This window comes from Caballeronia sp. SBC1 (assembly GCF_011493005.1).
GTDB lineage: Bacteria > Pseudomonadota > Gammaproteobacteria > Burkholderiales > Burkholderiaceae > Caballeronia.
The window spans coordinates 279,753-304,832 of the sequence record NZ_CP049158.1 but is presented as its reverse complement, the minus strand read 5'-3'; the positions used below and the strand labels follow the sequence as shown (position 1 = coordinate 304,832).

At 59.1% G+C, this 25,080-nt stretch carries 24 protein-coding genes and 1 pseudogene; 14 read left to right on the top strand and 11 right to left on the bottom strand.

Annotated features, from left to right (window positions below; all coding sequences use genetic code 11):
• The first annotated feature begins 17 nt into the window (after nucleotides 1-17).
• The 3 genes from SBC1_RS28230 (at nucleotide 18) to guaD (ending at nucleotide 4,842) form a co-directional block, all read left to right on the top strand.
• The gene (locus tag SBC1_RS28230; RefSeq protein WP_165102517.1) at nucleotides 18-1,604 is read left to right on the top strand and encodes a gamma-glutamyltransferase family protein; all 1,587 of its coding nucleotides are present in this window, start codon (nucleotides 18-20) and stop codon (nucleotides 1,602-1,604) included.
• A gap of 542 nt (nucleotides 1,605-2,146) precedes the next feature.
• Nucleotides 2,147-3,424 (top strand): MFS transporter, encoded by a 1,278-nt coding sequence (locus SBC1_RS28225; protein WP_165102514.1) that lies wholly within the window; start codon nucleotides 2,147-2,149, stop codon nucleotides 3,422-3,424.
• A 71-nt stretch (nucleotides 3,425-3,495) separates the two neighbouring features.
• Nucleotides 3,496-4,842, top strand: coding sequence for a guanine deaminase (guaD, locus tag SBC1_RS28220; RefSeq protein ID WP_165102511.1), 1,347 nt, complete (start codon nucleotides 3,496-3,498; stop codon nucleotides 4,840-4,842).
• A 70-nt stretch (nucleotides 4,843-4,912) separates the two neighbouring features.
• Here the strand turns inward: guaD and SBC1_RS28215 are convergent, their stop codons facing one another.
• A complete protein-coding gene (locus SBC1_RS28215; RefSeq protein WP_165989097.1) occupies nucleotides 4,913-5,206 on the bottom strand; it encodes a GYD domain-containing protein in 294 nt (97 codons plus the stop codon).
• Nucleotides 5,207-5,458: 252 nt separating this feature from the next.
• Here SBC1_RS28215 and SBC1_RS28210 point away from each other — a divergent pair, with 252 nt between their 5' ends.
• Nucleotides 5,459-5,899 (top strand): CBS domain-containing protein, encoded by a 441-nt coding sequence (locus SBC1_RS28210; protein WP_165102503.1) that lies wholly within the window; start codon nucleotides 5,459-5,461, stop codon nucleotides 5,897-5,899.
• Here the strand turns inward: SBC1_RS28210 and SBC1_RS28205 are convergent.
• The 8 genes from SBC1_RS28205 to SBC1_RS28170 are packed head-to-tail and all read right to left on the bottom strand — an operon-like array spanning nucleotide 5,875 to nucleotide 14,196.
• Nucleotides 5,875-6,531, bottom strand: a complete 657-nt coding sequence (locus SBC1_RS28205) for an NTP transferase domain-containing protein (RefSeq protein ID WP_165102500.1) — start codon at nucleotides 6,529-6,531, stop codon at nucleotides 5,875-5,877. The genes SBC1_RS28210 and SBC1_RS28205 overlap by 25 nt on opposite strands.
• Entirely contained in the window at nucleotides 6,528-7,583 is a 1,056-nt protein-coding gene (locus tag SBC1_RS28200) for an XdhC family protein (RefSeq protein ID WP_165102495.1), read from the bottom strand. Before SBC1_RS28200 ends, SBC1_RS28205 begins: the two co-directional genes overlap by 4 nt.
• Nucleotides 7,580-8,782 (bottom strand): VWA domain-containing protein, encoded by a 1,203-nt coding sequence (locus SBC1_RS28195; protein WP_165102491.1) that lies wholly within the window; start codon nucleotides 8,780-8,782, stop codon nucleotides 7,580-7,582. Before SBC1_RS28195 ends, SBC1_RS28200 begins: the two co-directional genes overlap by 4 nt.
• Nucleotides 8,776-9,669 carry a MoxR family ATPase gene (locus SBC1_RS28190; protein WP_165102487.1) on the bottom strand — a complete coding sequence of 298 codons (894 nt, stop codon included), beginning with the start codon at nucleotides 9,667-9,669 and terminating at the stop codon, nucleotides 8,776-8,778. Before SBC1_RS28190 ends, SBC1_RS28195 begins: the two co-directional genes overlap by 7 nt.
• An 18-nt stretch (nucleotides 9,670-9,687) precedes the next feature.
• On the bottom strand, nucleotides 9,688-10,308 hold the full coding sequence (locus SBC1_RS28185; protein WP_165102484.1) for an SRPBCC family protein: 621 nt from the start codon (nucleotides 10,306-10,308) through the stop codon (nucleotides 9,688-9,690).
• Between the two features lie 40 nt (nucleotides 10,309-10,348).
• Nucleotides 10,349-12,760, bottom strand: a complete 2,412-nt coding sequence (locus SBC1_RS28180) for an aerobic carbon-monoxide dehydrogenase large subunit (RefSeq protein WP_165989095.1) — start codon at nucleotides 12,758-12,760, stop codon at nucleotides 10,349-10,351.
• 16 nt (nucleotides 12,761-12,776) lie between these two features.
• Nucleotides 12,777-13,298 carry a (2Fe-2S)-binding protein gene (locus tag SBC1_RS28175; RefSeq protein ID WP_165102478.1) on the bottom strand — a complete coding sequence of 174 codons (522 nt, stop codon included), beginning with the start codon at nucleotides 13,296-13,298 and terminating at the stop codon, nucleotides 12,777-12,779.
• Between the two features lie 31 nt (nucleotides 13,299-13,329).
• Complete coding sequence (locus SBC1_RS28170; RefSeq protein WP_165102475.1) at nucleotides 13,330-14,196, bottom strand: xanthine dehydrogenase family protein subunit M; 867 nt, start codon at nucleotides 14,194-14,196, stop codon at nucleotides 13,330-13,332.
• 366 nt (nucleotides 14,197-14,562) lie between these two features.
• Here SBC1_RS28170 and SBC1_RS28165 point away from each other — a divergent pair.
• Nucleotides 14,563-15,368, top strand: a pseudogene (locus SBC1_RS28165) (LytTR family transcriptional regulator DNA-binding domain-containing protein).
• A 574-nt stretch (nucleotides 15,369-15,942) separates the two neighbouring features.
• Here the strand turns inward: SBC1_RS28165 and SBC1_RS28160 are convergent.
• Nucleotides 15,943-16,359 carry a universal stress protein gene (locus SBC1_RS28160; protein ID WP_165989093.1) on the bottom strand — a complete coding sequence of 139 codons (417 nt, stop codon included), beginning with the start codon at nucleotides 16,357-16,359 and terminating at the stop codon, nucleotides 15,943-15,945.
• Nucleotides 16,360-16,606: 247 nt separating this feature from the next.
• Between SBC1_RS28160 and SBC1_RS28155 the strand changes: the two genes are divergently transcribed.
• The 5 genes from SBC1_RS28155 (at nucleotide 16,607) to SBC1_RS28135 (ending at nucleotide 19,730) form a co-directional block, all read left to right on the top strand.
• The gene (locus tag SBC1_RS28155) at nucleotides 16,607-16,804 is read left to right on the top strand and encodes a hypothetical protein (RefSeq protein WP_165102468.1); all 198 of its coding nucleotides are present in this window, start codon (nucleotides 16,607-16,609) and stop codon (nucleotides 16,802-16,804) included.
• Nucleotides 16,805-16,922: 118 nt separating this feature from the next.
• Complete coding sequence (locus SBC1_RS28150; protein ID WP_165102465.1) at nucleotides 16,923-17,081, top strand: hypothetical protein; 159 nt, start codon at nucleotides 16,923-16,925, stop codon at nucleotides 17,079-17,081.
• 408 nt (nucleotides 17,082-17,489) lie between these two features.
• Nucleotides 17,490-17,675: a hypothetical protein gene (locus tag SBC1_RS28145; protein ID WP_165102462.1), complete on the top strand. Its 186-nt coding sequence runs from the start codon at nucleotides 17,490-17,492 to the stop codon at nucleotides 17,673-17,675.
• A 90-nt stretch (nucleotides 17,676-17,765) separates the two neighbouring features.
• Entirely contained in the window at nucleotides 17,766-18,263 is a 498-nt protein-coding gene (locus SBC1_RS28140) for a universal stress protein (RefSeq protein WP_165102459.1), read from the top strand.
• Between the two features lie 327 nt (nucleotides 18,264-18,590).
• Nucleotides 18,591-19,730, top strand: coding sequence for an HPP family protein (locus tag SBC1_RS28135; RefSeq protein ID WP_165102456.1), 1,140 nt, complete (start codon nucleotides 18,591-18,593; stop codon nucleotides 19,728-19,730).
• Nucleotides 19,731-19,967: 237 nt separating this feature from the next.
• Here SBC1_RS28135 and SBC1_RS28130 read toward each other — a convergent pair whose 3' ends face one another.
• Nucleotides 19,968-20,216, bottom strand: a complete 249-nt coding sequence (locus SBC1_RS28130) for a hypothetical protein (protein WP_165102451.1) — start codon at nucleotides 20,214-20,216, stop codon at nucleotides 19,968-19,970.
• 283 nt (nucleotides 20,217-20,499) lie between these two features.
• Here SBC1_RS28130 and SBC1_RS28125 point away from each other — a divergent pair, with 283 nt between their 5' ends.
• From SBC1_RS28125 to cysM, 4 genes are all read left to right on the top strand, one after another.
• Nucleotides 20,500-21,363 (top strand): LysR family transcriptional regulator, encoded by an 864-nt coding sequence (locus SBC1_RS28125; protein WP_165102446.1) that lies wholly within the window; start codon nucleotides 20,500-20,502, stop codon nucleotides 21,361-21,363.
• A 181-nt stretch (nucleotides 21,364-21,544) separates the two neighbouring features.
• Nucleotides 21,545-21,958 (top strand): MarR family winged helix-turn-helix transcriptional regulator, encoded by a 414-nt coding sequence (locus SBC1_RS28120; protein ID WP_165102443.1) that lies wholly within the window; start codon nucleotides 21,545-21,547, stop codon nucleotides 21,956-21,958.
• 118 nt (nucleotides 21,959-22,076) lie between these two features.
• Nucleotides 22,077-23,888, top strand: a complete 1,812-nt coding sequence (locus SBC1_RS28115; RefSeq protein WP_165102439.1) for a chloride channel protein — start codon at nucleotides 22,077-22,079, stop codon at nucleotides 23,886-23,888.
• 66 nt (nucleotides 23,889-23,954) lie between these two features.
• Entirely contained in the window at nucleotides 23,955-24,857 is a 903-nt protein-coding gene (gene cysM, locus SBC1_RS28110; RefSeq protein ID WP_165102434.1) for a cysteine synthase CysM, read from the top strand.
• Nucleotides 24,858-25,080: the final 223 nt, after the last annotated feature.

Sequence of the window (25,080 nt, the reverse complement as noted above, 5' to 3'; positions counted from 1 at the left end):
CCGACCACGGAGCAATCATGCGCAACACGACCCTCGCGACGTCCACCGAAGGTATGGTCACCAGTCCCCACAGGCTTGCAAGCGAAGCGGGACTCGAAGTGCTGCGCGCGGGTGGCAACGCCATTGAAGCAGCCATCGCGATCGGCGCGGCGCTGAGCGTGACCTATCCGCATTTCACCGGTCTTGGCGGCGATGCGTTCTGGGTGATCGGTGACCGCACGGGCATGCTGCGAACGTTGTCGGGCATCGGGCAGGCAGCGCAGACATTGCCCGCGTTCTCCACCGCTATTCCGTCGCGCGGCGCCGGTTCTACGCTGACCACTGGAGCAACAGTGGATACCTGGCATCAGGCGCATTCAATCAGCCAGACGTCATGGGGAGGCCAACGCACGTGGTCGTCGCTGTTCGATCGCGCGATCGATTACGCGTCGGAGGGATTTCCGGTCACGCCATCGCAACATTTCTGGCAGCAGTTTCGCGCCGATGAATTGCGCGCAATGCCAGGCTTTTCAGCAGTATTTGCACCCGACGGCCACGCTCCCGAGATTGGCGAGCGCTTCGTTCAACCGGCGCTCGCGCGCAGTCTTGAACGCATCGCAACCTACGGCGCGCGCGAATTCTACGAAGGCGAACTCGCCGAGCGCATTGCACGCGGCCTGCAACAGGCCGGCTCACCGCTGACGCAATCGGACCTTGCGAAGACCCGCGCTCGCGACGAGGCGCCGCTACGCGTGGCGTATCGCGGCGGCGAACTCGTGAGCCTGCAACCACCCACGCAAGGTGTCACCACGCTGCAGATCATGGGCACGCTAGCGCGCTTCGACCTGTCGTCCATCGTCGAGGGCAGCCCCGACTACTATCACTTGCTCGTGGAGGCAGTGAAATGCGCGTTCGTGGATCGGGACCGCTGGGTCTCTGACCCAGAGTTCAACCGGGTTCCTGTCGGTGACATGCTCTCGACCAACACGCTCGACGCCCACGCGCGCTCGATCAGCCTCCACCAAGCGCGACCCTGGCCGCACGTATTCCGCCCCGGCGATACGGCGTTCATCGGTGCATCGGACGGGCAAGGCCGCAGCGTCAGTCTGCTGCAGACGGTCTACTTCGATTGGGGCAGCGGTGTGGTGGCAGGGGACACCGGCATTCTCTGGCATAACCGCGGCGCGTCGTTCAGCGTTGATCCGACGCATCACAATGTCGTGCAGCCGGGCAAGCGGCCATTTCATACGCTCAATCCCGGCATGTACCTGAAGGATGGGCGGCCGCATCTGCTGTTCGGCACGCAGGGGGCGGACGGCCAGCCGCAGACGCTGGCGGTGGTGTTGACGCGGTTGATCGACTACGGCATGGACCCGTTGAGCGCGCTGGCTCGGCCGCGTTTCCTGCTGGGCAAGACCTTCTCGGATACCCGGGATGCGCTGAAGCTGGAACAAGACGCCGGTGCCGAGGTGTTCGCCGCGCTAGCGGCGCGCGGGCATGAAGTGAGCGCTATTGCAGCGCAGAGCCCGCTTGCGGGCCATCCGGGGGTGATTCGAATTGAATCGGATGGTGCACTGTCCGGGGCTCATGATCCGCGCAGCGACGGCCAGGCCATGGGACTTTAATCTCACCACGCGCGCCGTCGGGAACCCATATTGCTTTTGACGGTGCGTGAGGAGGATTATTGAGCAGGATTATTGAAATGTCCTGTCACTTTGTTCTTGGTTCGTCCTCACTCAATTCGAGATTGATTATTTCAGCTCGTCAAAACGTTTATATCGATATTTCTATAAATCATCGATTTGAATATTCCATTTCTCGTTGCGTTAATAATTCCATTACGTCTTCTAGAATCAAGCATAGTATTCGAACGAATCAGTAAACCCGAAAATTAAAGGCTTGTCGAAAGCAATGTCAATTGTTAAGTTGACGTAATTCTCGGTACGCGCGGCATGCCATTCATCGCCAAGCCAGCTGGTTACTGTGAAGCGTTCTTACTCATATCAACCGAGCCGTGCGAATTGCAGTTGAATTCATACCGGAGATTGCCGCAATGAATCTCGATCCATCCATTGCATCAACGACCTGACGTTCCGGGAAGTTTTTATTTCTTTTTTTAAAACGCGATTATTCGATCGCGGGCTTGCACTCGCCTGGAGAAAATCCTATGAACACCGTTTCATCGAAGCAAACCCAAATCGTATCCTTTCAGCTCGGTGGCCCACGAGCGTGGTGGATCTGGGCGCTTTCCGTAGCATTCGTCATCTATCTGTTCAGCGTCCAGACGGGGTATTCAATCGTCAATTCCGATGTACAGAAGAGCGCGTCGCTAAGCGTCGACCAGGTCGCCACCGTGGCCGCTGTTTATACCTGGGTATTCGCCGTCTGCCAGTTCTTCGGCGGCGCTTTGCTCGACCGCCTCGGGGCGCACAAGGTATTGCCAATTTCGGTCGTGCTGGTGACGGCCGGCGTGTTCCTGTTTGCCAACGCGCAGAGCTACGGCACGCTGCTTGCCTCCCAATTCGTCATGGCGGTCGGCGCATGCACGGGTTTTGTCGGTGCTGGATATATAGGCGGCCAGTGGTTCGGCATGTCCCGCTTCAACTTCATGTTCGGACTCGTGCAATTCTGCGCGTCGCTGTCTTCCGCGTTCTCGGTCAATGCACTGCAGCTAGGACTGAATGCAATGCCCTGGCGGGAACTGTTCAACATAGTGGGCGTGGCTGGAATCGTGCTGTCGGTTCTCGCCTTCCTCTTCCTCAAGAATCCGAAGCCGGTCGAATCAACCGGTGGTGGTGCCGGCGCGTTCGTGCATTCGGTCCTGGACGCGCTGTTGCAAGTCATCAAGATCCCGCATGTCTGGCTGTCAGCGTTGATCTGCGCTGCGTTGTTCGGCAGCATGCTCGCAGCCGGCGTAGTCTGGACACCTAAACTCATGGAAATTCGCGGAGCCTCGCCCGCTACGGCAGCATTCAGCTCCTCGCTCCTCTGGCTTGGTCTGGCGGCAGGCTGTCTCGTGGTTCCCGCTCTCTCCGACAAGATCGAACGGCGCAAGATGCCCATCGTGATCGGCATCGCCGTCCAGCTTTTGAGCGCGGGCGCGTTGCTGTATTTGCCGTCTGTATCGATTCCATTCGCGATGGTGCTCAACTTCGTGTTTGGTTTCGCCAACGCAGCGCATATGCTCACGTTCAGTAGTGCGGCCGATGTGGTGCCGCCCCAGTTGATAGGTACGTCAGCCGCTTTTGTGAACGGCCTCGCGTTTATTGCGGGCGGGATCATGATCGCCGCGCCGGGCTCGCGAGTGGTGTCCGCAGTCGCCGCAGGCCTAACGGACCATACGCTGGCGGTCGCCGAATATGCCGCACAGCCCATCATGTTCGCGCTAGTGGCATCGCTCGTCATTGCCCTCATCATGAAGGAATCGCATCCGGCGCGCCGCTGATTCATCGCTTCCCTCCGATCATCGTGGCCTCGGGCCGCACACCAGCACCCGTAACTATCCGGAAGATTGACATGACTACCTTAAAAGCTTTGCGCGCCGACGTGGTTACCTTTCGCGGCGACCCCTTTCTTGACGCCGCCGAAAAATGCCTGGTCCACATTCCTGACGCAATCGTCGTGATCGATGGCGGTCATATTGTTGATGTCGGGCCTGCGTCGGAAGTGGCCTCGCGGCTGCCTCCGGGCGTCAAAGTCCAGCACTATCCCGATGCGATCATCTCGGCGGGTTTCATCGATACGCACATCCACTATCCGCAGACGGAAATGATCGGTGCGTACGGCCAGCAACTCCTCGAATGGCTCAACACCTATACGTTTGTCGCGGAGCAAAATTTCGCGGACCAGCAGCATGCGCAGAAAATTGCGAAAGTGTTCTTACGCGAGCTCTTGCGTTGCGGCACGACGACCGCTGCTGTTTATTGCACGGTTCATCCGGGGTCTGTTGATGCATTCTTCGAGGAGTCGGCGCGTTTCAACACGCGCATGGTCGCGGGCAAGGTACTGATGGACCGCAATGCGCCGGCGGCGCTGCTCGATACCGCCGAACTCGCGCACACCATGAGCTCGGAACTGATCGCGAAGTGGCATAAGCGCGGGCGGCAGCTGTATTGCATTACACCGCGCTTCGCCCCCACCAGTACGGACGCTCAGCTAGATGTGTGCGGCACGTTGCTCAAGGAGAATCCCGACGCCTACGTGCAGACTCATCTGTGCGAAAACGTGGATGAGATCGCATGGGTGATGGAATTGTTCCCGAAGCGCAAAAGCTATCTGGACGTCTATGCGCATGCGGGCATCGTGGGACCGCGCTCGATCTATGGCCACGGCATTCATCTGACCGAAGACGATCTGTGCACGTGCCACCAGACCGGTGCGGCGCTGGCGCATTGCCCAACGTCAAACCTGTTCCTCGGCAGCGGCCTGTTTCGTTTGTTCGATGCAAAGAATCCAAAACGTCCGGTGCGTGTCGGACTGGGCACCGACGTGGGTGCGGGCACGAGCTTTTCGCAATTGCAATCGCTCAACGAGGCGTACAAGGTCGCGCAGATGAACCAGACGAAGCTCAACGCGATCCAGGCGTTCTACCTGGCCACGCGCGGCGGTGCCGAGGCGCTATACCTGCAGGACAGGATAGGGACTGTCGCGAAGGGGTATGAGGCCGACCTTGTCATACTCGACCGCAAGGCCACGCCGCTGATGTCGTTGCGATCGGAATACTGCAAGGACATTGTCGAACAGCTTTTCGTGCTCATGACGCTCGGCGACGATCGTGCAATCAAGGCGACGTATGTGGCCGGCGAGCAGGTGTATGAGCGCAACACATCGGGCGACGGTTTCCGTTATCCGGCGGCTGCGTAGTTGTCTGGGAAAGGCCGGCGCACATTGGACCATCCGACCATCCAGCGCCGGTTCATGACGTTCGCCTGCTTTATGGCAGCTTGCCCAGAATCGTACCCACTTCATCTTTCGTGAAAGCACGCAGCGTCTGCGTGCGGACATTGCCGGCGGAGCCGAGCGCGAAGCCAAATGCCGAGAGGCTTTCATCGTCCGGAGCCTCCATGATCACGACAAGGTCGTGGTGGCCCAACGTCCAGTAGATCTCTTTCATTTCGCAGCCAAAGCCCTTGGCCATTTCCGCCGCCTGACCTGCGCGTTGCGTGGTGTTTTTAACGGAGCGGATACCTTGGTCGGTGAAGTTTGCAAGAACCACATAAGTCGCCATGTCGATTCTCCCTACGATTGAAACGTCTCGGGATACATCCGCGCTAGCGGGACGCGTTTGCGCGTAACTTGATTCTAGGCAATGGAATCGTGCACGGCCGGCCGTTTTCTCAGGGTTGCGCCAGTCGCGGCTGGGAACAGGAAAACGTGTCCTTCGTCGTGCATCCACGCCACCTATACTGAAAGCGGTGGTCCTTCACGGCAACGCGTCACGAGTTGTCATCGGGCCGCCAAGCCGAAATGGAGCCACTCCATGACAAGCGTTGCGCAAATTCTCAAATCCAAACCGAACCAGAGCGTCTATACGATCACGGCATCGGAATGCGTCTACGACGCGATCAAACTCATGGCGATCAAACAGATCGGTGCGCTGGTCGTCACCGACGGCGACAGCATTGTCGGGATCATCACGGAGCGTGACTACGCGCGAAAAGTGGTGCTGATGGACCGCTCGTCAAAGTCGACGCCGGTGCGCGACATCATGACCCAAGCGGTGCGTTTCGTGCGGCCTGATCAGTCGAGCGACGAATGCATGGCGCTAATGACCAACCACCGCATGCGCCATCTGCCGGTGATCGATCAGGAACGGCTGGTCGGCATGATTTCGATTGGCGACCTGGTGAAAAACATCATCGCGGAACAGGAGTTCACGATCCAGCAACTCGAACACTACATTACGGGCGAGCGGACCTGAGCCGGGGTCTGCGCGAGGCGCGCCAGAATGCTCGCGTAGTCCTCCGGGGTGTCCATATCGACGATAAAGCGATCATGCGCGGCTTCATGAATGAACACCTCGTCCGGATGCTCCGCGATCAGCTTGCGACACCCGGGATTGACGTGTCCGCTGATGACCTCGGCGGCATAGCTGGCGGAAAAAGCCACAGGGTTCCCTCGCTGTCCGTTGAACATGGGAATCAGGATCGACCCGCGCGGCATCGCGGCAAAAGCGTCGACCAGTTCCCGATAGTCAACGGCTTCCAGCAGCACCTGATCGGCAAGGCACACCAGCACGACGCTGCACGGCGCGTGAAGCGCGGCAACACCCGCGGCTACCGACGTCATCTGCCCTTCCTCATAACGCGGATTGCACTGGAACGTGACTGGCAAGCCGTCCAGCGCCTCCATGACGGCGCGCCCCTTGAAGCCCGTCACCACCACGATTTCCTCGGGGCCCGCAGCGGCCAGAACGCTTACCGTGCGCCTGACTGCGGGCTGCCCATCGACTGGCAACAGCAGCTTGTGCGAGCCCTTCATCCTCGATGACAGCCCCGCGGCCAGCACGACGGCCGAAAACGCGGGGCCGGCCATGTTCCGTGCATCGTTCATGTCTTCTCCCGTTCCCGCCTGCCCCGCGCAATCGCAAGATATTTGTCGGGCGAATGTTCGAACTCGATCTTGCAACCATCGCAGCAAAAATAGACACGCTGTCCGCCATAGTCGACAACATGCTTCGCCAACGCGATATCAACGGGCATGCCGCACACCGGATTGAGATAGCGTGGGACCACGGGCTCAACCGATGCCATCGCTTCGCATGGCGGCACGCTTGGCACGGCATTGTCTCCGGCAGTACACCGTGCGCAGGCGTCGGCCGCTGCCAGCTCGAGTTCACGGCGCAGCGTCACCAGTCCCGCGACGGCGCCCAGCGCAATCTCCGGCGGAGTATGCGCATGGATATGGGGGCCAGCGGGCGCATGCAACGCTTTAAGGCGCTCCTGCGCGATGCCGCGCGAACGCATTGCATCGCGCAATTTTTCCGCTTTGCGCTCACTGGCCACAAGCAACACGGCCGATGCCGATGTACGCAAAGCAGCCTCGAGCGCGTCCTCGTCGCAGTCACCCTGCGTGGCAACCAGAATCAGTTGTGGCTTGACCTCGGCCAATGCTTCGGCGTTAAAACCCTGAATAACGTTCGTGAGGCCGAGTGCGATAAGCGGCGCGCTGACATTCGCTGCCGCGCACACGCGCAGCCCCACGCGTTGCGCCAGAACACACGCTTCCAGCGCAGTCGGCGTCGAGCCCAGCACCAATACCAATGGCGCGGGCAACGTCGGCTGGATGAAAAGTTCGAGCGTGCCATTACTCGCGCAAGGCATGGTGTGGAGTTCAACATCCGCATCGGGCATTGCCGCTTCGTTGCTGATGCGAATGCGTTTGGGCTGTCCCGAGCGGATCGCTTCGAGCGCGGCCTGGATCACGATCGCCCGCGAACAACCACCGCCAATCCAGCCGTGCAGCAGCCCCCCGCCGTCGACCAACGCCTGCGCGCCGACCCACGCGGACGTGGGCGGCCCGGCCCGTATCACGGTGACCACCGCAAACGGCTGCGCCTCTGCGATCAGCCGTTGCTCGAGTTGCAGAAGGGTATCAGCGCTCATTGCAGTGTGGACAGTACTTGAGGCAGCACACGCTCGAGACTCGCCAGATCGCGTGCGCCCGCCAGCAGATCGATATAAGGCATCGCAGCCTGCATGCCGACGCTCGACGGTGTGAAGTCGGCCCGGTCCGCGAGCGGATTGAGCCAGACCAGACGGCGGCAACGCCGCCGGATCGTGGCGAGCGCCTGCTGCAGGCTATCGGGTTCGCCGGCATCGTAGCCGTCGCTGACAATCACGACTGCGGTGCGCGAGTGCAGCAGCCGGGTCGCATGCTGCTGAATGAATTCACCTAGACTCTCTCCAATGCGCGTGCCTCCCGCCCACCCCGCCGACAGCATGTGCAGCCGCTCCTGCGAGCGTCGCGGGTCGGGGTCCCGCAACGCTTGCGCGACACTCACGAGCCGCGTGTGGAAGATGAAGCAATGAACGTCTGTTACCCGGGCGCTCAGAACCCTGGCCAACCTCAGATAGAAAAAGCTGTAGAGGCTCATGGAGCGACTGACGTCCAGCAACAGCACGATCCGCGGCCGCAGACGCCGCTTCCTGCGCCAGCCGAGGTCGAGCGGCAGCCCGCCACGCGAGACGCTGCGACGGATCGTCCACGCCATATCGATCACACGTCCGGCGTTCGCGCGGCGTTCACGGCGAATCTGGATGCCTCGCAGCCGAAGGGCAAAACGCCGGATGGCGTCATCGATTGCAAACAGTTCATCCGGCTCGTTGAGATGGCGGAAGTCCGCATGCGAGAGCGAGGTTTCGCCTGAGGCGCCCTGGTCCCCCACGCTACCGTCTGCATGCACGAAATCCCCACCGCGTCCGGCCAACGACAGCGGCATGCCTTCGCTGTCGTCATGCTGGCCAGCGTTCTTATCCCTCTCGATCTGGCCCGTGCCGCCGGCACGCGTTTCGGCCAGCACCCGCCGATTCGGCATCAGGAAGTAAGCGTCGAACAGGTCATCGAAGCGCCGCCATTCTTCGGCACGAGAGCACAGCACGACGCGCAGGCTCCAGCGTAAGATCTGGCTGTTTGTCTGGCCAGTGAGCTGCGCGACTTCCATTGATGCCGCAATGTCGCTTGTCGTCACGCGAAAATCATTCGCGCGCAGCCACCCGGCGAACCCCGTGTAACGGGCGACCAAAACCTCCTCAACGCTCGATGGAAGCGCACGATCACCGGTGCAGTTATTCACGCTCAACATGCGGCCACCAGTTTCTCAACGATCGGGCGCGTCAGGCCCGCCTGATCCTCCCGCGTCTTGACGAGCGCGGACAACGAATCCATGATCTGCTCAACGCCATCCGTATCAATCACGCTCACTCCCAAACGTAGCAGCGCAGACACCCAGTCAAGCGTCTCGGCCAGACCGGGCTTCTTCTGCAAATCCATCTGCCTGACCGACTGTACGAATTCGACCATCTGCCGCGCCAGTTTGTCTGGCACTTCCGGAATCTGAGTACGCACAATCAGCAGCTCCTTTTCGAATCCGGGGTAGTCGATGTACTGATACAGGCAGCGCCGGCGCAACGCGTCGGAGATCTCGCGCGTTCCGTTTGAAGTAAGGATGACGAAAGGCTTTTTCGTGGCGCGTATCACACCGAGTTCGGGAATCGACATCTGGAAGTCGGACAATAACTCCAGCAAATAGGCTTCGAACGCTTCATCAGTACGGTCGATCTCGTCGATCAGCAAGACAGGCGCCGGCGTGGTGGTGATCGCTTCGAGCAGCGGCCGCTTGAGCAGATAGCGCTCAGAGAAAATATCCTGCTCCTTGTCGAGAACCGATCGCTCGTCCTGTTCAAGCAACTTGATCGCGAGCAGTTGATGCTGGTAGTTCCACTCGTACAGCGCGGAGTGCGCATCAAGGCCTTCATAGCATTGCAGCCGGATCAGCCGCGTATCCAGGAGCCGCGCGAGCGCTTTCGCCACCTCGGTCTTGCCGACTCCGGCCTCGCCCTCAAGCAACAAGGGCCGGCGCATTTCCATCGTCAGAAGGAGAGTCGCCGCAAAGCTGCGCTCGGCGATAAAACCATGCCTCTCCAGTCTCTGCTGCAGGCTCACGACATCATTCATCCGGTCGGTCACCATGGCTGCCTCTGTCCGGTTTCAGACCGACTTGCGGGCGAAAATCCCGCGTAACCATTCGCGGATGACGGCCCACGCCAGCGCAAATCCGTTCAGCTCGGAGTGCGGGACGTGAGCGGCTTCGGGCGTGATGGCTACAGGGGCGCTCGTGGATGCGTCAGACCCCGCAGGAGTCATCTGCGGGGTCTGAAATGCCTGGAGCCGTGCCGCAAAGTTAGCGACGAACTGCTTGAGCATCTGGTCCGCGACCGGCCCCATTAGCCGGCTGCCGAGCGCCGCGGCCTTGCCGCTCATCGTCACCTCGCTCCTGCCGGTGAGCTCGCATGCATCGGCGGCGGGCTGCACGCTCGCGACCAGATCCATCGACGCGGCCGAGCTGCCCGTGGCATCCGTGCCCTTGCCGACCAGATGAAGACTGCGCGCCGCTGCATCGAGGTTCAACACCTCGATATCGCCTTTGAACGACATCGTGGCAGGACCGAGCCGCACAGTAATCGTCCCTTTGTAGTGGGTCGCGTCCACGCGTTCCGTAATCTTGGCGCCGGGCATGCATCCCGCCACCGTCTCGATGTCCTGCAGCAATTGCCAAGCGCTATCGGACGAGGCGGCTAACGGAAACACTTTTTCGAGTACGACTTTCATTCAGTCATCCTTTACATAAACTAGCGTTGCGGGCAACCCGCTACTGCCTCGTCAGCCCCAACGAATGGCACTGCTGCCACACGCGATACGCGTTGTGCGGCATATTCATATGCGTCACGCCCAGATGCGCGAACGCATCGACCATGGCCGATGTAAAACATGGAATCGATCCAACGTGCGGCGATTCAGCCACGCCCTTGGCGCCAATCGGATGATGCGGCGACGGCGTCACGGTGAAATCGGTTTCCCAATGGGGCGTCTCAACCGAGGTCGGCACGAAGTAATCCAGCAACGTCGCGCCCAGCAGGTTGCCCGCTTCGTCGTAGGGCATTTCCTGCCCCATTGCCACCGCGAACCCCTCCGTCAAGCCACCGTGGATCTGCCCTTCAATAATCATCGGATTGATCCGCGTGCCGCAATCGTCGAGCGCATAAAAGCGGCGCACGCGCGTTTCCCCCGTATAGCGGTTCACGTCGAGCACGCAGACATAAGCGCCGAACGGAAACGTAAAATTCGGCGGGTCGTAATAGTCGACGGCCTCAAGCCCCATCTCCATGCCATTGGGAACATTGTTATAAGCAGCCCAAGCCACTTCCTTGATGGTCTTGAACTGCTCGGGCGAGCCCTTGAGCACGAAGCGGTCCAGATCGAACTCGATGTCGTTCGGACTGGCTTCCAGCAAGTGCGCTGCGATCTGCCGGGCCTTCTCGCGGATCTTGCGCGACGCCCGCGCGATCGCGGCGCCCGCCACGGGGGTAGAGCGCGAGCCATAGGTGCCGAGTCCGTAGGGCGCGGTGGAGGTGTCCCCCTCCTCGACCGTAATCACTGAGGCAGGAATGCCGGCTTCCGAAGCAATGATCTGCGCATAGGTCGTCTGATGCCCCTGCCCCTGCGTGATCGTGCCCATGCGTGCGATCGCGGACCCGTCGGGATGCACCCTGATCTCGCAGGAATCGAACATGCCGACGCCCAGGATGTCGCACATCTTCGACGGCCCGGCACCCACGATTTCGGTGAAGTTCACAAGGCCAATGCCCATCAACCACTCGGCATGCGGATCGGCGCGCCGCGCGGCCTGCTCGGCGCGCAACGCCGGATAATCGACAGCCGCGAGCACCTTCTTGAGCGCCGGCTCGTAGTCGCCTGAATCGTATTCGAGCCCGAGCGGCGTGGTGTACGGGAACTGGTCCTTATGGATGAAATTACGCAGGCGTATTTCGGCCTTGTCGATACCGAGTTTCTGCGCCAGCACGTCAACCATCCGCTCGATCAGATAGACCGCCTCCGTCACCATGAACGAACATCGATAAGCAACGCCGCCTGGAAACTTGTTCGTATAAACACCATCGACCGATACAAATGCATTGGGGATGGCATAGGAACCCGTGCAGACGTGGAACATGCCCGCGGGCCACTTGGTGGGATCGGCGCAGGCATCGAACGCGCCGTGATCCGCCGTGACGTGCACCCGCAGCGCCTTGATCCGGCCGTCGCGATCAGCGGCCAGTTCGCCCTTCATGTGATAGTCGCGGGCGAACGCCGTCGAGCTCAGGTTCTCGATACGCGACTCGATCCACTTGACGGGGCGTCCAAGCACGATGGAAGCGACGATCGACGTGACATAGCCGGGATACACGCCGACCTTGTTACCAAAGCCGCCGCCGATGTCCGGCGAGATGATGCGGATCTTCGACTCCGGAATGGCCGACAGCAAGCCCACCACCGTGCGCACCACATGCGGCGCTTGCGATGTGATGTAGACCGTGAGGTCGCCTCGCGCCTTATCGAAAGATGCAACACAGCCGCAGGTTTCCAGCGGACACGGGTGCACGCGCGGATACAGCATGTCCTGCATAACCGTGACGTCCGCATTGTCGAACGCGCGATCAGTCTTGTCCTTGTCGCCGATATTCCACGTAAAAATGTGATTCGGATGCGTACGTGCGCCGTGCGCTCCGGTCTGCTTGTCGCGGATGTCCTCGCGGATCACTGGGGCATCCGGCGCGAGGGCGGCGAACGGATCAACCACCGCCGGCAGTTCCTCGTACTCGACTTCCACCAGTTCCGCCGCGTCGGCAGCGACATAACGATCGTCGGCCACCACGAACGCCACCTCCTGATTCTGGAAGCAGACCTTTTCGTCGGCCAGCACTGCCTGCACGTCGCCCGCCAGCGTCGGCATCCAGTGAAGCTTGAGCGACTTCAGGTCGTCGGCGGTCAGCACCGCGTGCACGCCGGGATGAGCGAGTGCGCGCGACTTGTCGATCTTCTTGACCCGCGCATGTGCATAAGGACTACGTACCATTACGCCGAACAGCATGCCCGGCATCTTGATGTCGTCAACGTAGGTGCCTTTCCCCTGAATGAAGCGCGGATCCTCGCGGCGTTTGCGCGAGCAGCCCATGCCTTCCAGCGCGGCGAGACGATCGAGATTGGTGTCGATATTTCCCATCACGGTTCTCCTGGCGTCAGTGCGCGTGCGCGGCCATCAGCGGATGCGAGGTCTCGACCGTTTCGCCGCGCAGCTTGCGCGCGGCGTATTGCACGGCCTTCACGATGTTCTGATAACCCGTGCAGCGGCACAGATTGCCCGCCATCCAGTAGCGGATCTCCTCTTCGCTCGGGTCCGGGTTTTCCTGCAACAGCCGATAGGCCCGCATCAGCATGCCGGGCGTACAGAAACCGCATTGCAGGCCATGCTCCTGCATGAACCCTTCCTGCAGCGCGTGCAGTTCACCGCCGGGCGCAAGACCCTCAACGGTCAGTACCTGCGCGCCTTCGGCCTGCACCGTCAGCATCGTGCAGGATTTGACCGACATGCCGTCGAAATCAACCGTACATGCGCCGCAATGCGATGTCTCGCAACCGATATGCGGTCCGGTATGCAGGCACTTTTCGCGCAGAGTATGAATCAGCAATTCGCGCGGCTCGACCACCACATCGGTTTCCTTGCCGTTCAGCGTGAACGACACCATGACTTTCTTGTTCATGTCTTGATCTCCAGGAGCCTTCGTTCAGTGCTCAGTGAGCGGCGCGCGAAAAGGCGGTGGCCAGCGCCCGCCGCGTCATTTCGCCAGCCATCGCCGTCTTGTATTCGACGTCACCCCGCAGATCGGCGACCGGCGCGCATGCGGCCATGGCCAGACGCGCGGCGTCGGCTACCGTTTGCTCATCGAGGGGCTTGCCGCGCAACGACTGCTCCGCGGCGGTTGCCCGAAAAGCGGTTTCCGCAACATTCGTCAGAGCAATGCGCACATCGGCCACGGTGCCGCCGTTCATGCGCAGCGTCACTGCCGCGGCCGCGGTCGCGAAGTCACCGGTCTTGCGCTTCAGCTTCGCGTAGCAATAGCCGCCTCCCGCCACGGGGACGGGAATGCGGATCTCCGTCAGGATCTCGCCGGGTTCAAGCAGCGTCATATAGGTGCCGATAAAAAATCCGTCGGCGGACACGACACGCTCGCCGCTTTCACTCACGAGCACGAACGAAGCATCCAGTGCCAGCATCAGTGCGGGATGATCGTTACCCGGATCGCCATGCGAAATGTCACCGCCCAGCGTGCCCCGGTAGCGGACCTGCGGATCAGAAATCTGGCGCGCGCCTTCCACGATCAACGGACATTTTGTTTGCAGCAGGCCGGACCAGATCAGTTCGTTCTCGGTGGTCATCGCGCCGATGAGAATCTCGTTGCCTACCTCGCGTATGCCCTTGAGTTCCGCAAGCTTGCCGAGGTCAATCAGATGACCTGGCTCGGCCATACGCAGCTTCATCATCGGCAACAGGCTGTGGCCGCCGGCAAGCAGCTTCGCGGTGTCGCCATGCTCGCTCAGCAGCGCAATAGCCTCGGGCAAGGTGCGTGGAGCGTAATAGTCGAATGGACGGGGGATCACGCTGACCTCCTTCGGCTTTCATCCGTCAGTGAACTAGAGCGTTGCAGCATCGCCTTGCGGTCAGCATTTCACATTCGAGCGCCGTCATTCAATGCGATTTCCCGAACGGCAGTTCGCGTGCGCCAATTAACGGAAAACGGGCATGAAACCCGCGTCGGCCCCACACGCCTGTCCTGCGCGAGGCTTCGGCCACGCGGCCCAATAAATCACCATTTCACGACGTCGTGCAGCGGTTCAAGCGGAATTCCTGAATGGCAGGTTTGCCTGCGTGAACGGCTCCAAAACTTGCGCGAATTTCGGAAAAGAAATACAACGAAGAACAGTCGCCATAGAGCGACGACCGCCTTTAAGGGCAGGAGACCCGGGATGAAACCGCTTGAACACGCCGACCCGTCGACGCCGGAGTATCGTCGTAACGAGACATTCCAGCACAAGCTGGAGCAGTTCAATCCGGGGATGGTCTGGCTCGATGCACAGGGGCACGTGACGGCCTTTAACGACGTCGCGCTCCAGATCCTCGGACCGGCCAGCGAGCAGTCGCTAGGCGTCACCCAGGACGAGCTGTTCGGCATCGACGTGGTGCAGTTGCATCCGGAGAAGAGCCGCGACAAGCTGCGCTTCCTGCTGCAATCGAAGGATGCGGGCGGCTGCCCGGTAAAGTCGCCGCCGCCGGTGGCGATGATGATCAATATCCCCGACCGGATCCTGATGATCAAAGTGTCGAAAATGACGGGTATTCATGGCGCCTGCGGCACTTGCATGATTTTCTACGATGTCACCGATCTCACGACCGAACCGTCCGGACAACAACCCGGCGGTAATGTTGCACTGCCGCGGCGCCTGTTCAAGATTCCCGTGTACCGCAAGAACCGGGTGATCCTGATCGACCTCAAGGACATCGTCCGTTTCCAGGGCGACGGCCACTACACGACAATTGTTACCCGGAGCGACCGGTATCTTTCCAATCTTTCGCTAGCGGATCTCGAACTGCGACTCGACAACAGCATCTATTTGCGCGTGCATCGCAGTCATATTGTGAGCTTCCGTACGCGGTCGAACTGGTTAAGTCGGACGAAACCGTCAACCTTGTAATGGACGACGCGGATCAGACGCCGGTGCCGGTTAGCCGGTCGAGAACAGCGCAATTGAAAGAGTTGCTTGGGGTGGTTTAGGCGCGGCGACGTCGTCTGGAACGGAATACTTCGAGCGCACTGAAGCACGGATCGCGGGGCGGATGGAACAACCGATCGACGAATGCCGTGTTGGCATCGTTGAGAAAATCCGCAGTAACCGCACAAACGATGCCCGCTCGTCGAGCACCCGCATGGCAGCCTCACCGGGAACACCTCGCTTGTGGAGGAACGGCGCTTGGAGACGGCGAAGTCACCTCATATGCCAGCCTGGGGGGCGTCGACCTACTCCTCGCACACAAAAAAAAGGCACCCAAGGGTGCCTCAAAGTGAATCCAGTTATTGTTTTTGGTCTCTCTCGCACTGGTCCCAAATGCCGACGGCGCCTCAATAAGTGAATTGAAGCCATTACAGTGGTAACTTGGAGATGCCCCGATGCGTGAAGGTATTAACGGCACGAATCGCTCAAACTTGAGGGGACTGGGGAATCTACTAGTCGCACCGAAATAGGCAACAACTGCAACCAACGCCTCCCATCCGCGAGTAGTACGAGAGACATGAAAGACCAACCTCTACATACCGACGATATCAACGTGTCCGGACGAAGCACTCCTGATCATTGACCCGTGGAGTCAACAATCTCTTCAGGCCACCTCGAAGAGAACCCCGCACAACACACGGTCCAGCAGCAAAGCATGGTTTTTTCCGGTCCACCAGCGCGCAAAAAACCTTCCGGATGATGCCCGATGACAATCAAGTCGATCTTCAGGGAATTGGCGAAGCGCGGAATCTGATCAACGGGATTGCCAGTCGCAAAATGTCCCGTTGCGGTGACGTCCCACTCACGGATCTGGTTCACTCCCTCCTGGAGAATCTCACGGGCAGCCTGTTCGTCGCGTTCGAAGTTGACCGCGGACAAGACATCAAACCCCGTGACCAATACGAGCAGTCGATAATATTGATGAATAGGATAGCTAATAAACAACCCGCTTAAGATCTGGCACCGCAGCGAACACTGGAACTGTCGAGTCAACCGGCGCTTCGAGCAGCGTGAATCAATTCAACCGTTCGCTCGTTCTGGTTCCAAGCAAGTTGGCACAGCGCTGTGCAGGGAATCATCACATGAAAACTACCCTTGAAGAAATTTATCCCACATATTGATCATTTGGCGAAATGCACATTAAGATGATCGCCTCGCATCCGCAATCCGTCAGGCAAACCGGCTCGCGGCGCAAGTCAGCTTCTCAACGAATGAAGCACCTATTACATAGGAGACGACAATGCTGAGTCCTCATGAGTTCGCAACCCTAATGCTGCTCAGGGACGGTCCAGAGCAGATCGACGTGGACCGCGCAGATCTGGAAGCCCTGCTTGAACGCCAACTCATTACGCTGGAAAGACTCACATCCGGGCAACCGCGGCCACTTATTACCATGAATGGACGCTCGGTTCTCAAGGCTGCTGCGCGCATCCGATGAATGACACTTGCATTACACGGCGTGCCGCCCGATCCGGGCATGATGCGCAATTCGATCCTTATCCGATCGAACACCGTCCCGAAGCTTGATCAGATTCCGCAATGGAAAGGAGTCGTCCGTGACCGACCTGTGGGCGGGAATTATCGTGGGTTCATTCGGGCTGGCCATCGCTACGTTGCTCGTCGTCGGCCACTATCGTCGCGAATGGATGCGGCGGCAGCAGCTCAAGCGAATGGATCATCGACACTGTTGGGACTTGATGCGAAACCGTCGCTAATGGCACTTGCCGGTCGCTGTGGGCGATCAATTCAACAAGTACGCTTTTCGCAAAACGCGTTGACGCGCTCCGGAGATTCGTCCTGGCAGAAGCCTCGAGCCGCAGTGTCAGGTTCAGAAGGCACGGTGAGAAATGCGCCATCTGCAGCAGGCAGAGTCCGTCCTTCGCTCTAAGCCAGTGTCCCGGTTCGGGGCGTCAATACATGGCCCCTGCTCGTACGAACCAGCAACGCATCCTTGAATACCTCCTTCAGCTTTCTGATCAAGCGACTGCCTGATCAGAAAATTGCAACTCGCTCCTCGCATCTTTTTATATCTCAATATGATGTATAATTTGATTGTGAGTTTGTTTTTCTGCGTCCTTTTCCGGGTGTCATCAAAGCCGGATCACGCGCCGGGAGAAAGGGTCATGATCATCAGCAGTGACTTTGAAATTGGGTATTTGCTGGCTGCCCTTGCGCTGCTCGGCGTTATTCTGGTCGGTAGCCTTCTTACAGCGCTGCACCTGAACCGATGGCACCCGAAATTGGTCAGCGCGACGATTGGCGTATTGCTCGGTTTCGCACTAATCGAAGCAGTTCCGCTGTTCACGTAGCTTGAAATCGTCGTACGTCTTTAGCGACGTGCGAGCCTGCTTCAGAGGGTGCGCTTCGGTACGTGAGCTATTGAGACTTGGGAGTCGTTGATGTCTTCATTTGACCGTATCCTGCTTTGCTATGACGCTACACCGGAGGGACAAGCCGCCTTGCGGTGCGGCGCGGAGCTCGCGAAACAACTCAAAGCCGAGACCCATTTAGTCGCGATTTTCAATTGCGCGCGCTGGACACGTGGATTCGATGTCTTGTCTTCAGTCGGTTTTGACATCGACGAAGAGGGCGCGCGAGCCGTTCTTCAAAAAGGCATCGACAGACTTCGGGAGTGGGACGTTAACGCAACCATGCACCTTGTTACGGGAAACCCCCTCGATGAGATTCCCCGCCTTGCAAATAGCCTTAAGGTAAATTTGATCGTCGTCGGGCACCACCACGAAAATTTTCTTACCCGTTGGTGGGGTGGCGAAAACCATGCGCAGTTGCTTGAACGGGTGTCGTGTGATGTTCTGTTCAAAAGCGCTGATCCTGAACAGGATAACGAAATACTTTCTCCACGGACTGCTCCGGCGGTCGCCAGCGAAATTTCTTAGTGGTTCGGCAGTGTTCCTGCCGTGATCAACGTTCCGGCCATGTGCCGCGCGACGCCTAAGCCCCCGTCGGCAAGCGGCCGGGCCGATCCCGCCTTCGCGGTATTTGTGCGAATCACCCCGCTGGTTAACGCGGGACAAGCGCGCAGAACGTGCCCCGCGGTTGGACTGCCACGAGCGCCTGGAATGACCCGCGAGCGTGAACAATACGTTGATATATGTCATAATCACATATTTTTACAATGCGTTTCGCAGGAGACGCTGCCTGACGGCGAGGACGGGCGAGGACGTTCCATGTGACCTCGCCCGCTCACGATATCTTCCACGCTTATGGTCCAATCTGCTCTCGCCCGCTGGCTTCTCAGCTTCTCGCCATCACCTGTCACGCTGGGTTGGCCCGAACGATTCAGGTCCTGTCTCGGCGCACTGCTCGGCATATCTTTCACCGCGGGCGTGATGCATGTTTTGCTGGGAGACAACGCGCTCATCCCGCTCCTGGTCGCGCCGATGGGCGCCTCTGCAGTGCTGCTGTTCGCGGTGCCGGCGAGTCCGCTCGCTCAACCCTGGTCGATCATCGGCGGCAATATAGTTTCCGCGGTCATCGGCGTGGCGTGCGCAAGGTGGATCACGAACCCGATCGACGCCGCGCCGATTGCGGTGGCAATGTCAATTGGAGCGATGTTCGTGTTCAGGTGCGTGCATCCTCCTTCGGGTGCGGTCGCGCTCACCGCCGTGCTCGGTGGACCGGCCGTGCATGCCCTGGGATTTGGATTCGTCTTTGCGCCAATAGCGGCACAGTCGTTTGGACTGCTGGGCGTTGCGATCGTGTTTCACGCGGCGACCGGGCATCGCTATCCACATGCGGCGCGCTCAGCCAAAGAAATCAGCGTCCGTTCGCCAGCGGCCAGCCCTGGATTCACGCGGGAAGACCTCGAGGCGGTACTCGGTCGTCGCAACGAATTGCTGGACATCGACCCAGCGGATCTCGAATCGCTGCTCCTGGAAATACAGCTGCAATCGTATGCGCGCAGCTTCAGCGGACTGAGCTGCGCGGACATCATGTCCAGCCCCGTCGTTTCGATTACATCCGGCACGACAGTCGCAATTGCCGCTGCCCTACTCAAGCGTCATGGCGTCAAGGCACTTCCTGTCATTGACGACCGCGGATTCGTGATCGGTATCGTCACTCAAGCCGACATCACGAGAAACATGGCGGCCGGATGGCTTCGGGTGCTGGCGACATTCATCGAACGATGGTTCGCCGGCCCCGGTTCAGCGCTCACGGTAGCGTCCATCATGACGACCCACGTATCGACGGTCAGCGTCACCACTTCGATCGCGAAGCTCGTGCCGATATTCGCTGCTTATGGCCATCACCATATTCCGGTACTCGATACGCAGGAGAAACTCGCCGGCATGATCACGCAGGCAGACCTGATACTAGGCATCTACCGGCAAACACACGCCTAGGGGAAATGCGCCAAATATTGGAGGCGACATCGATTCCGATGTGCGCACCGGAACTTTGCGGCGCTTCAATTTCGGATGACGAAGTATTGTTGCCGGACCTGAAAACTCATGGCATCTGAACTTGCGGCGCAGAAAGGTATGCCCGAAGAAACCGTGATAGCGGCACTCACGAAGGCGGCCAAGGCGCAGCGTATCTTCCATGCATACAGCCACCAACAGCCACCAACAAGTCTCCGGCTATCCGACCTGACGGCGCAGCGGAGTCGGTTTCATCTCCGCGGCCTTGATAGGCTTTCCGCTAATTTCGTCGCTATTGCTGGCGCTCAGTCCAGCAAACCGGCCATTGGTCTGCGCCTTCTGCAGCACGTCCTGCGGAATCAACAACGCCAGCGCGAAAGTCACGCCAACCCCTGCCGCCATCAGGGCGATTGCGCCGACTATCAATAGTGCGATGCCCATTTTCGACTCCTTCACTTGATCGAACATGGTTCGATTCTTCAACGTCCATTACCGTCGTTTGAAACCGGAAAACTCGCAGCATCGAAAGCATTTCCGACAGTCAGTCAAATGCGGCGTCAAAGGGATCCGGCATCTACTGTCGAGACGTAAACAAATTACCTCCGTTTCATTTAAGCATCCGAATTACATGACAACAAGTTAAATATATTTGTGTTTATATGCAATAATTTTGAATATAAAAGCGGTTGCAGCGATGGCGCCTTGGCGCGGGCCTGCGCCCTTCAAATCAAACTATTTGCACGCAGACACCATGGACGTCGAACTCGCACGTACGTTTCTCCAGGTGGTCAGGTCGGGAAGCCTCGTCTCCGCGGCGGCGCAACTGCACGTCACCCAGACTGCGGTGACAGCACGAATCAAGAACCTCGAGGCGCAATTGAACTGTCGCCTGTTCGAACGCAACAAAGCGGGGGCGAGGCTCACCACCGATGGTGAAAAATTCCTCGGCTACGCCAGCCAGCTCGTCCAGACGTGGGAAGCGGCGTGCCGCGATCTGCCATTGCCAAGCGGCCACGACGACATGTTTACGTTCGGTGCGGACATCAGTCTCGCGAATCCACTGGTCCTGCATTGGGCCGCCCGGTTGCGCCAAGACCTACCTGCCTACGCGGTGCGCGCAGAGTTGGGAGATGGTGCCGTGCTCCAGAAAAAAGTGCGCGGAGGCGTACTGGATGCAGCACTCGTATATGAACCAGAGTATGTCGCGGGCATTCAGGTCGAAGAGGTAGTGGAGGAAAAACTAGTGCTGATCCGGACGTCGCAAAAACCGGGATCGTATGTCTACGTCGACTGGGGCGCCGAATACAGACGACAGCACGACATATCGCTGCCCGAGTACGCGAAGTCGTCGCTGTATTTCAATCTCGGCCCGCTGGCTCTGCAATACATCCTCCAGTTCGGCGGCTCGGGCTATTTCCGAACACGGGTCGTCCAGCCTTACCTCGATCATGGCGTCCTTGAACGGGTAATAGAAGCACCTGAGTTCTCCTATCCGGTGTACGTCGTGTATCCGCGATCATCGAGCAGGACCGGCTTGCAGGCCGCTCTGCTCATCTTGCGGCAAGTAGTAAAGGAAGACGCCGACTGGTCGCAGCGATGGGACTTCCTCGTCTAGGGCCACACCAATCTCGAGCACGCTTTGCCAGTGATGTATGCGCCGGCACAAGAACAAGTCTCCTGCGGTCTATGAAGTTAATATCGCTTGCATGCGTGACCTTGTGCGCTACGTGCGCTGCCTCGCACATCTATCACCATGTGATACAATTTCAATGTAGGTTTATGACAGGACTATCCCTATGAAAGAAGCTTCTCGCGCACTGAGAAAAGAAGACTTTGAGCAGCTCTCCGAGTTTCGTTACCAGATGCGGCGATTCGAGCGGTTCTCCGAGCAAGCGGCTCAGGACGAAGGCATTACGCCACTGCAGTATTTGCTGTTGTTGCATATCAAGGGTTATCCGGACCGCGATTGGGCAACCGTCGGCGAACTGGCTGAACGGCTTCAGGCACATCACCACGGAATAGTTGCGCTTGTGACGCGGTGCGAAGCGCTGGATCTCGTCAAGAGAAAGCCTAGCGAAACTGATCGCCGCCAAGTCGAGGTTCATCTGCTGAAACCCGGAGAGAAAATCCTCTCGCGGCTAGCCGAATTGCATCGGGCAGAACTGAAGTCGCTCGCGGGCACCTTCCGCGTTCCGCAGGTCGATCTCTAGCTCGATCATTAGGTCGGTGCGTGCCAACACTGCCCACCTTCGTATGGAGTTGCAGCAAGGTCACGCCATTCCATCAACCAAAACAACGCAAATAAGTCCGAATTGATCAGGAGTTAATGTGCACGAAAACGCTTCACGAGGTGATTTTGCAGCGAATGGTCATCTGTTGCGCATCACAGCCATTGCGATAGTGATCGGCGCGTTGAGCACGTTGACCGCCTATGTCCTGCTCCACCTGATCAATTTTTTCACCAACCTTTTTTTCTTCCAGTCCCTGTCGTTCGAGAATCACTCGCCTGCAGGAAATAGCCTCGGTCTCTGGATCATCGTGATTCCCGTGATCGGCGGTCTGGTGATCGGACTGATCGCACGCTATGGCAGCGAAGCCATCCGTGGACACGGCATTCCGGAAGCGATCGAAGCCATCCTGTTCGGCAAGAGCAAGATGTCGCCGAAGGTCGCCGTGCTCAAGCCTCTTTCTTCCGCGATCGCTATCGGCAGCGGCGGCCCGTTCGGTGCGGAAGGGCCAATCATCATGACGGGCGGCGCAATAGGGTCGCTGCTCGCTCAGTATTTCCACCTGACTGCTGGTGAACGCAAGACGCTGCTCGTCGCCGGCGCCGTAGCCGGGATGACAGCGGTTTTCGGTACGCCTGTAGCGGCCGTCCTGCTCGCGGTCGAACTGCTGCTGTTTGAATTGCGCCCGCGTAGCCTGCTGCCCGTTGCCGTCGCGTGCGCGGTGGCCGGTTTCACGCGCCCGCTTCTGATCGGCAGCGGCGCCCTCTTCCCGTTGCAAACCATTCCGCTGGGTCCGCTCGGCCTCGTTTCATGCGTGGTCGCGGGTCTGATGGCCGGCGCGATGTCCTGGGGCCTGTCATCGGCGCTATACAAGGTCGAGGACCTCTTCGGCAAATTGCCGATTCACTGGATGTGGTGGCCGGCGCTTGGCGGCATTGCTGTCGGCATCGGCGGATATTTCGAGCCACGCGCGCTCGGCGTAGGCTATGACGTCATCGGCGATTTACTGCATAACCATCTTGCCATCAGTGTCGTGGCCGGGTTGATACTTGTGAAGGCGATCATCTGGGTCATCGCCCTCGGCTCTGGCACATCCGGCGGCGTACTCGCTCCGCTGCTGATGATGGGTGCGGCCATGGGAACAATCGTCGGACCGTTCATGCCTGGTGGCGAGCCAGCAGTATGGCCACTGGTATTCATGGCGGCGACGCTCGGCGGAATGATGCGCGCACCGATCATGGCAACCGTGTTCGCGTTCGAACTCACTCATGACGCCAACGTACTGTTGCCTTTGCTCATGGCTTCTGCCGTTGCATACGGATTCACGGTGCTGCTGATGCGGCGCTCCATCCTGACCGAGAAGATCGCGCGTCGCGGTTATCACATCTATCGGGAGTACGGCATTGATCCTCTTGAACGCCATTTCGTCGAAGAGGTGATGACGCACAAGGTCGAGACCATCGATGCGGATGTGCCGGTTGCTGACGTGCTGGCGAAATACTTTGGTGAAAAGCAAATCCATCGTGCGTTTCCGGTGACACGAGACGGCGCGCTGGTAGGAATGATCGAGCGTGACGGATTGATCGCGCGATCCGGCAATCCAGCCATCAAGGTCATGAGTGACCTGTTCGGCGCAAACACACCGATCATGGCGTTGCCCGGGGAAACCTGCCGGATTGTGTCCAACCGGCTGGCAGTGCATGGCCTCGAGCGCTTGCCAGTGGTGTCGGACCCGCAGTCGCGTCGTCTGGTGGGCTTGATAAGCCGTAGCGACCTGGTGAAGCCGTCGCTCGCCTTCTTCGAGGAAGAGGAGCGGCGCGAGATGTTCCGACGCACTCCCCTGCACCACCTGAGGAAACGGTTTGCACCCGTGCGCAGGCACAAAGACGACACAACCCGGGAGCGTCCATAAGCCTGTCCTGAGGCCGGGCAGCCCGACACTTGGCGGCTCATCGCGTCGACCTAATTGAAAAACGCCATGTCTTACAAAACTATCGAAGACACCATCGGCAACACGCCGCTGGTCCAGCTCCAGCGGATCCCGGATGACGACATCCGCGCGCGCGGGACCGTGATTCTCGGCAAGCTTGAGGGACACAACCCCGCGGGCTCAGTGAAGGACCGTCCCGCACTGTCGATGATCACAAAAGCGGAAGCGCGCGGCCGTATCAAGCCGGGCGATACGTTGATCGAATCCACGAGCGGCAATACGGGTATCGCGCTCGCCATGGTGGCGGCAATTCGGGGCTACCGGATGGTCCTGATCACGCCGGAAGATATTTCTCTGGAACGCCGCCAGAGCATGGCGGCCTTCGGCGCGCACATCATTCTGACGCCGGCAACCGGCGGCATGGAGTACGCCCGCGATCTGGCCGAAAAAATGCAACAGGAGGGCCAGGGGGTGATCCTCGACCAGTTCGCGAATCCCGACAATCCGTTGGCTCACTATGAGACCACCGGACCCGAGATCTGGCGGGACACGGCGGGACGCATCACCCATTTCGTCTCCGCGATGGGGACCACCGGCACGATCATGGGGGTATCGCGCTTTCTCAAGGAACAGAGCGGGAGCGTGGAAATCGTCGGAGTGCAGCCGGAGGATGGTTCACGCATTCCGGGCATCCGCAGATGGCCGGAATCTCATACGCCCAAGATTTTCGAGCGAAGCCGCATAGATCGGATCGAGACCGTGAGTCAGGCGGCGTCAGAAGCGATGGTGCAGCGCCTGGCCGCCGAAGAAGGCATTTTTTGCGGCGTTTCAGCAGCGGGTGCGTGCGAAGTGGCTTTACGCATCGCTCGTCAGGTTGAAGATGCAACCATCGTCTTCGTTGTCTGCGATCGCGGTGACCGTTATCTGTCGACCGGACTATTTCCCGCGTAGGAACCGGGTTTTTCGTCGACTATTCTTTCGCTGTGCGGTGTGCAATGTCGCTTTCCTGCCTGATCAATATCGCTCAGCCAATTCACTCTATATCACGTCGCGATATAATATTGATGAGGCAATAGTTTCTCGTCCGACTCGGTCGAAGACCCACGCGTGCCCGATACGAACTCGTATGGAAACTGACGTCGCGTTAAATCACACCCATGGTTTCATCTAACAG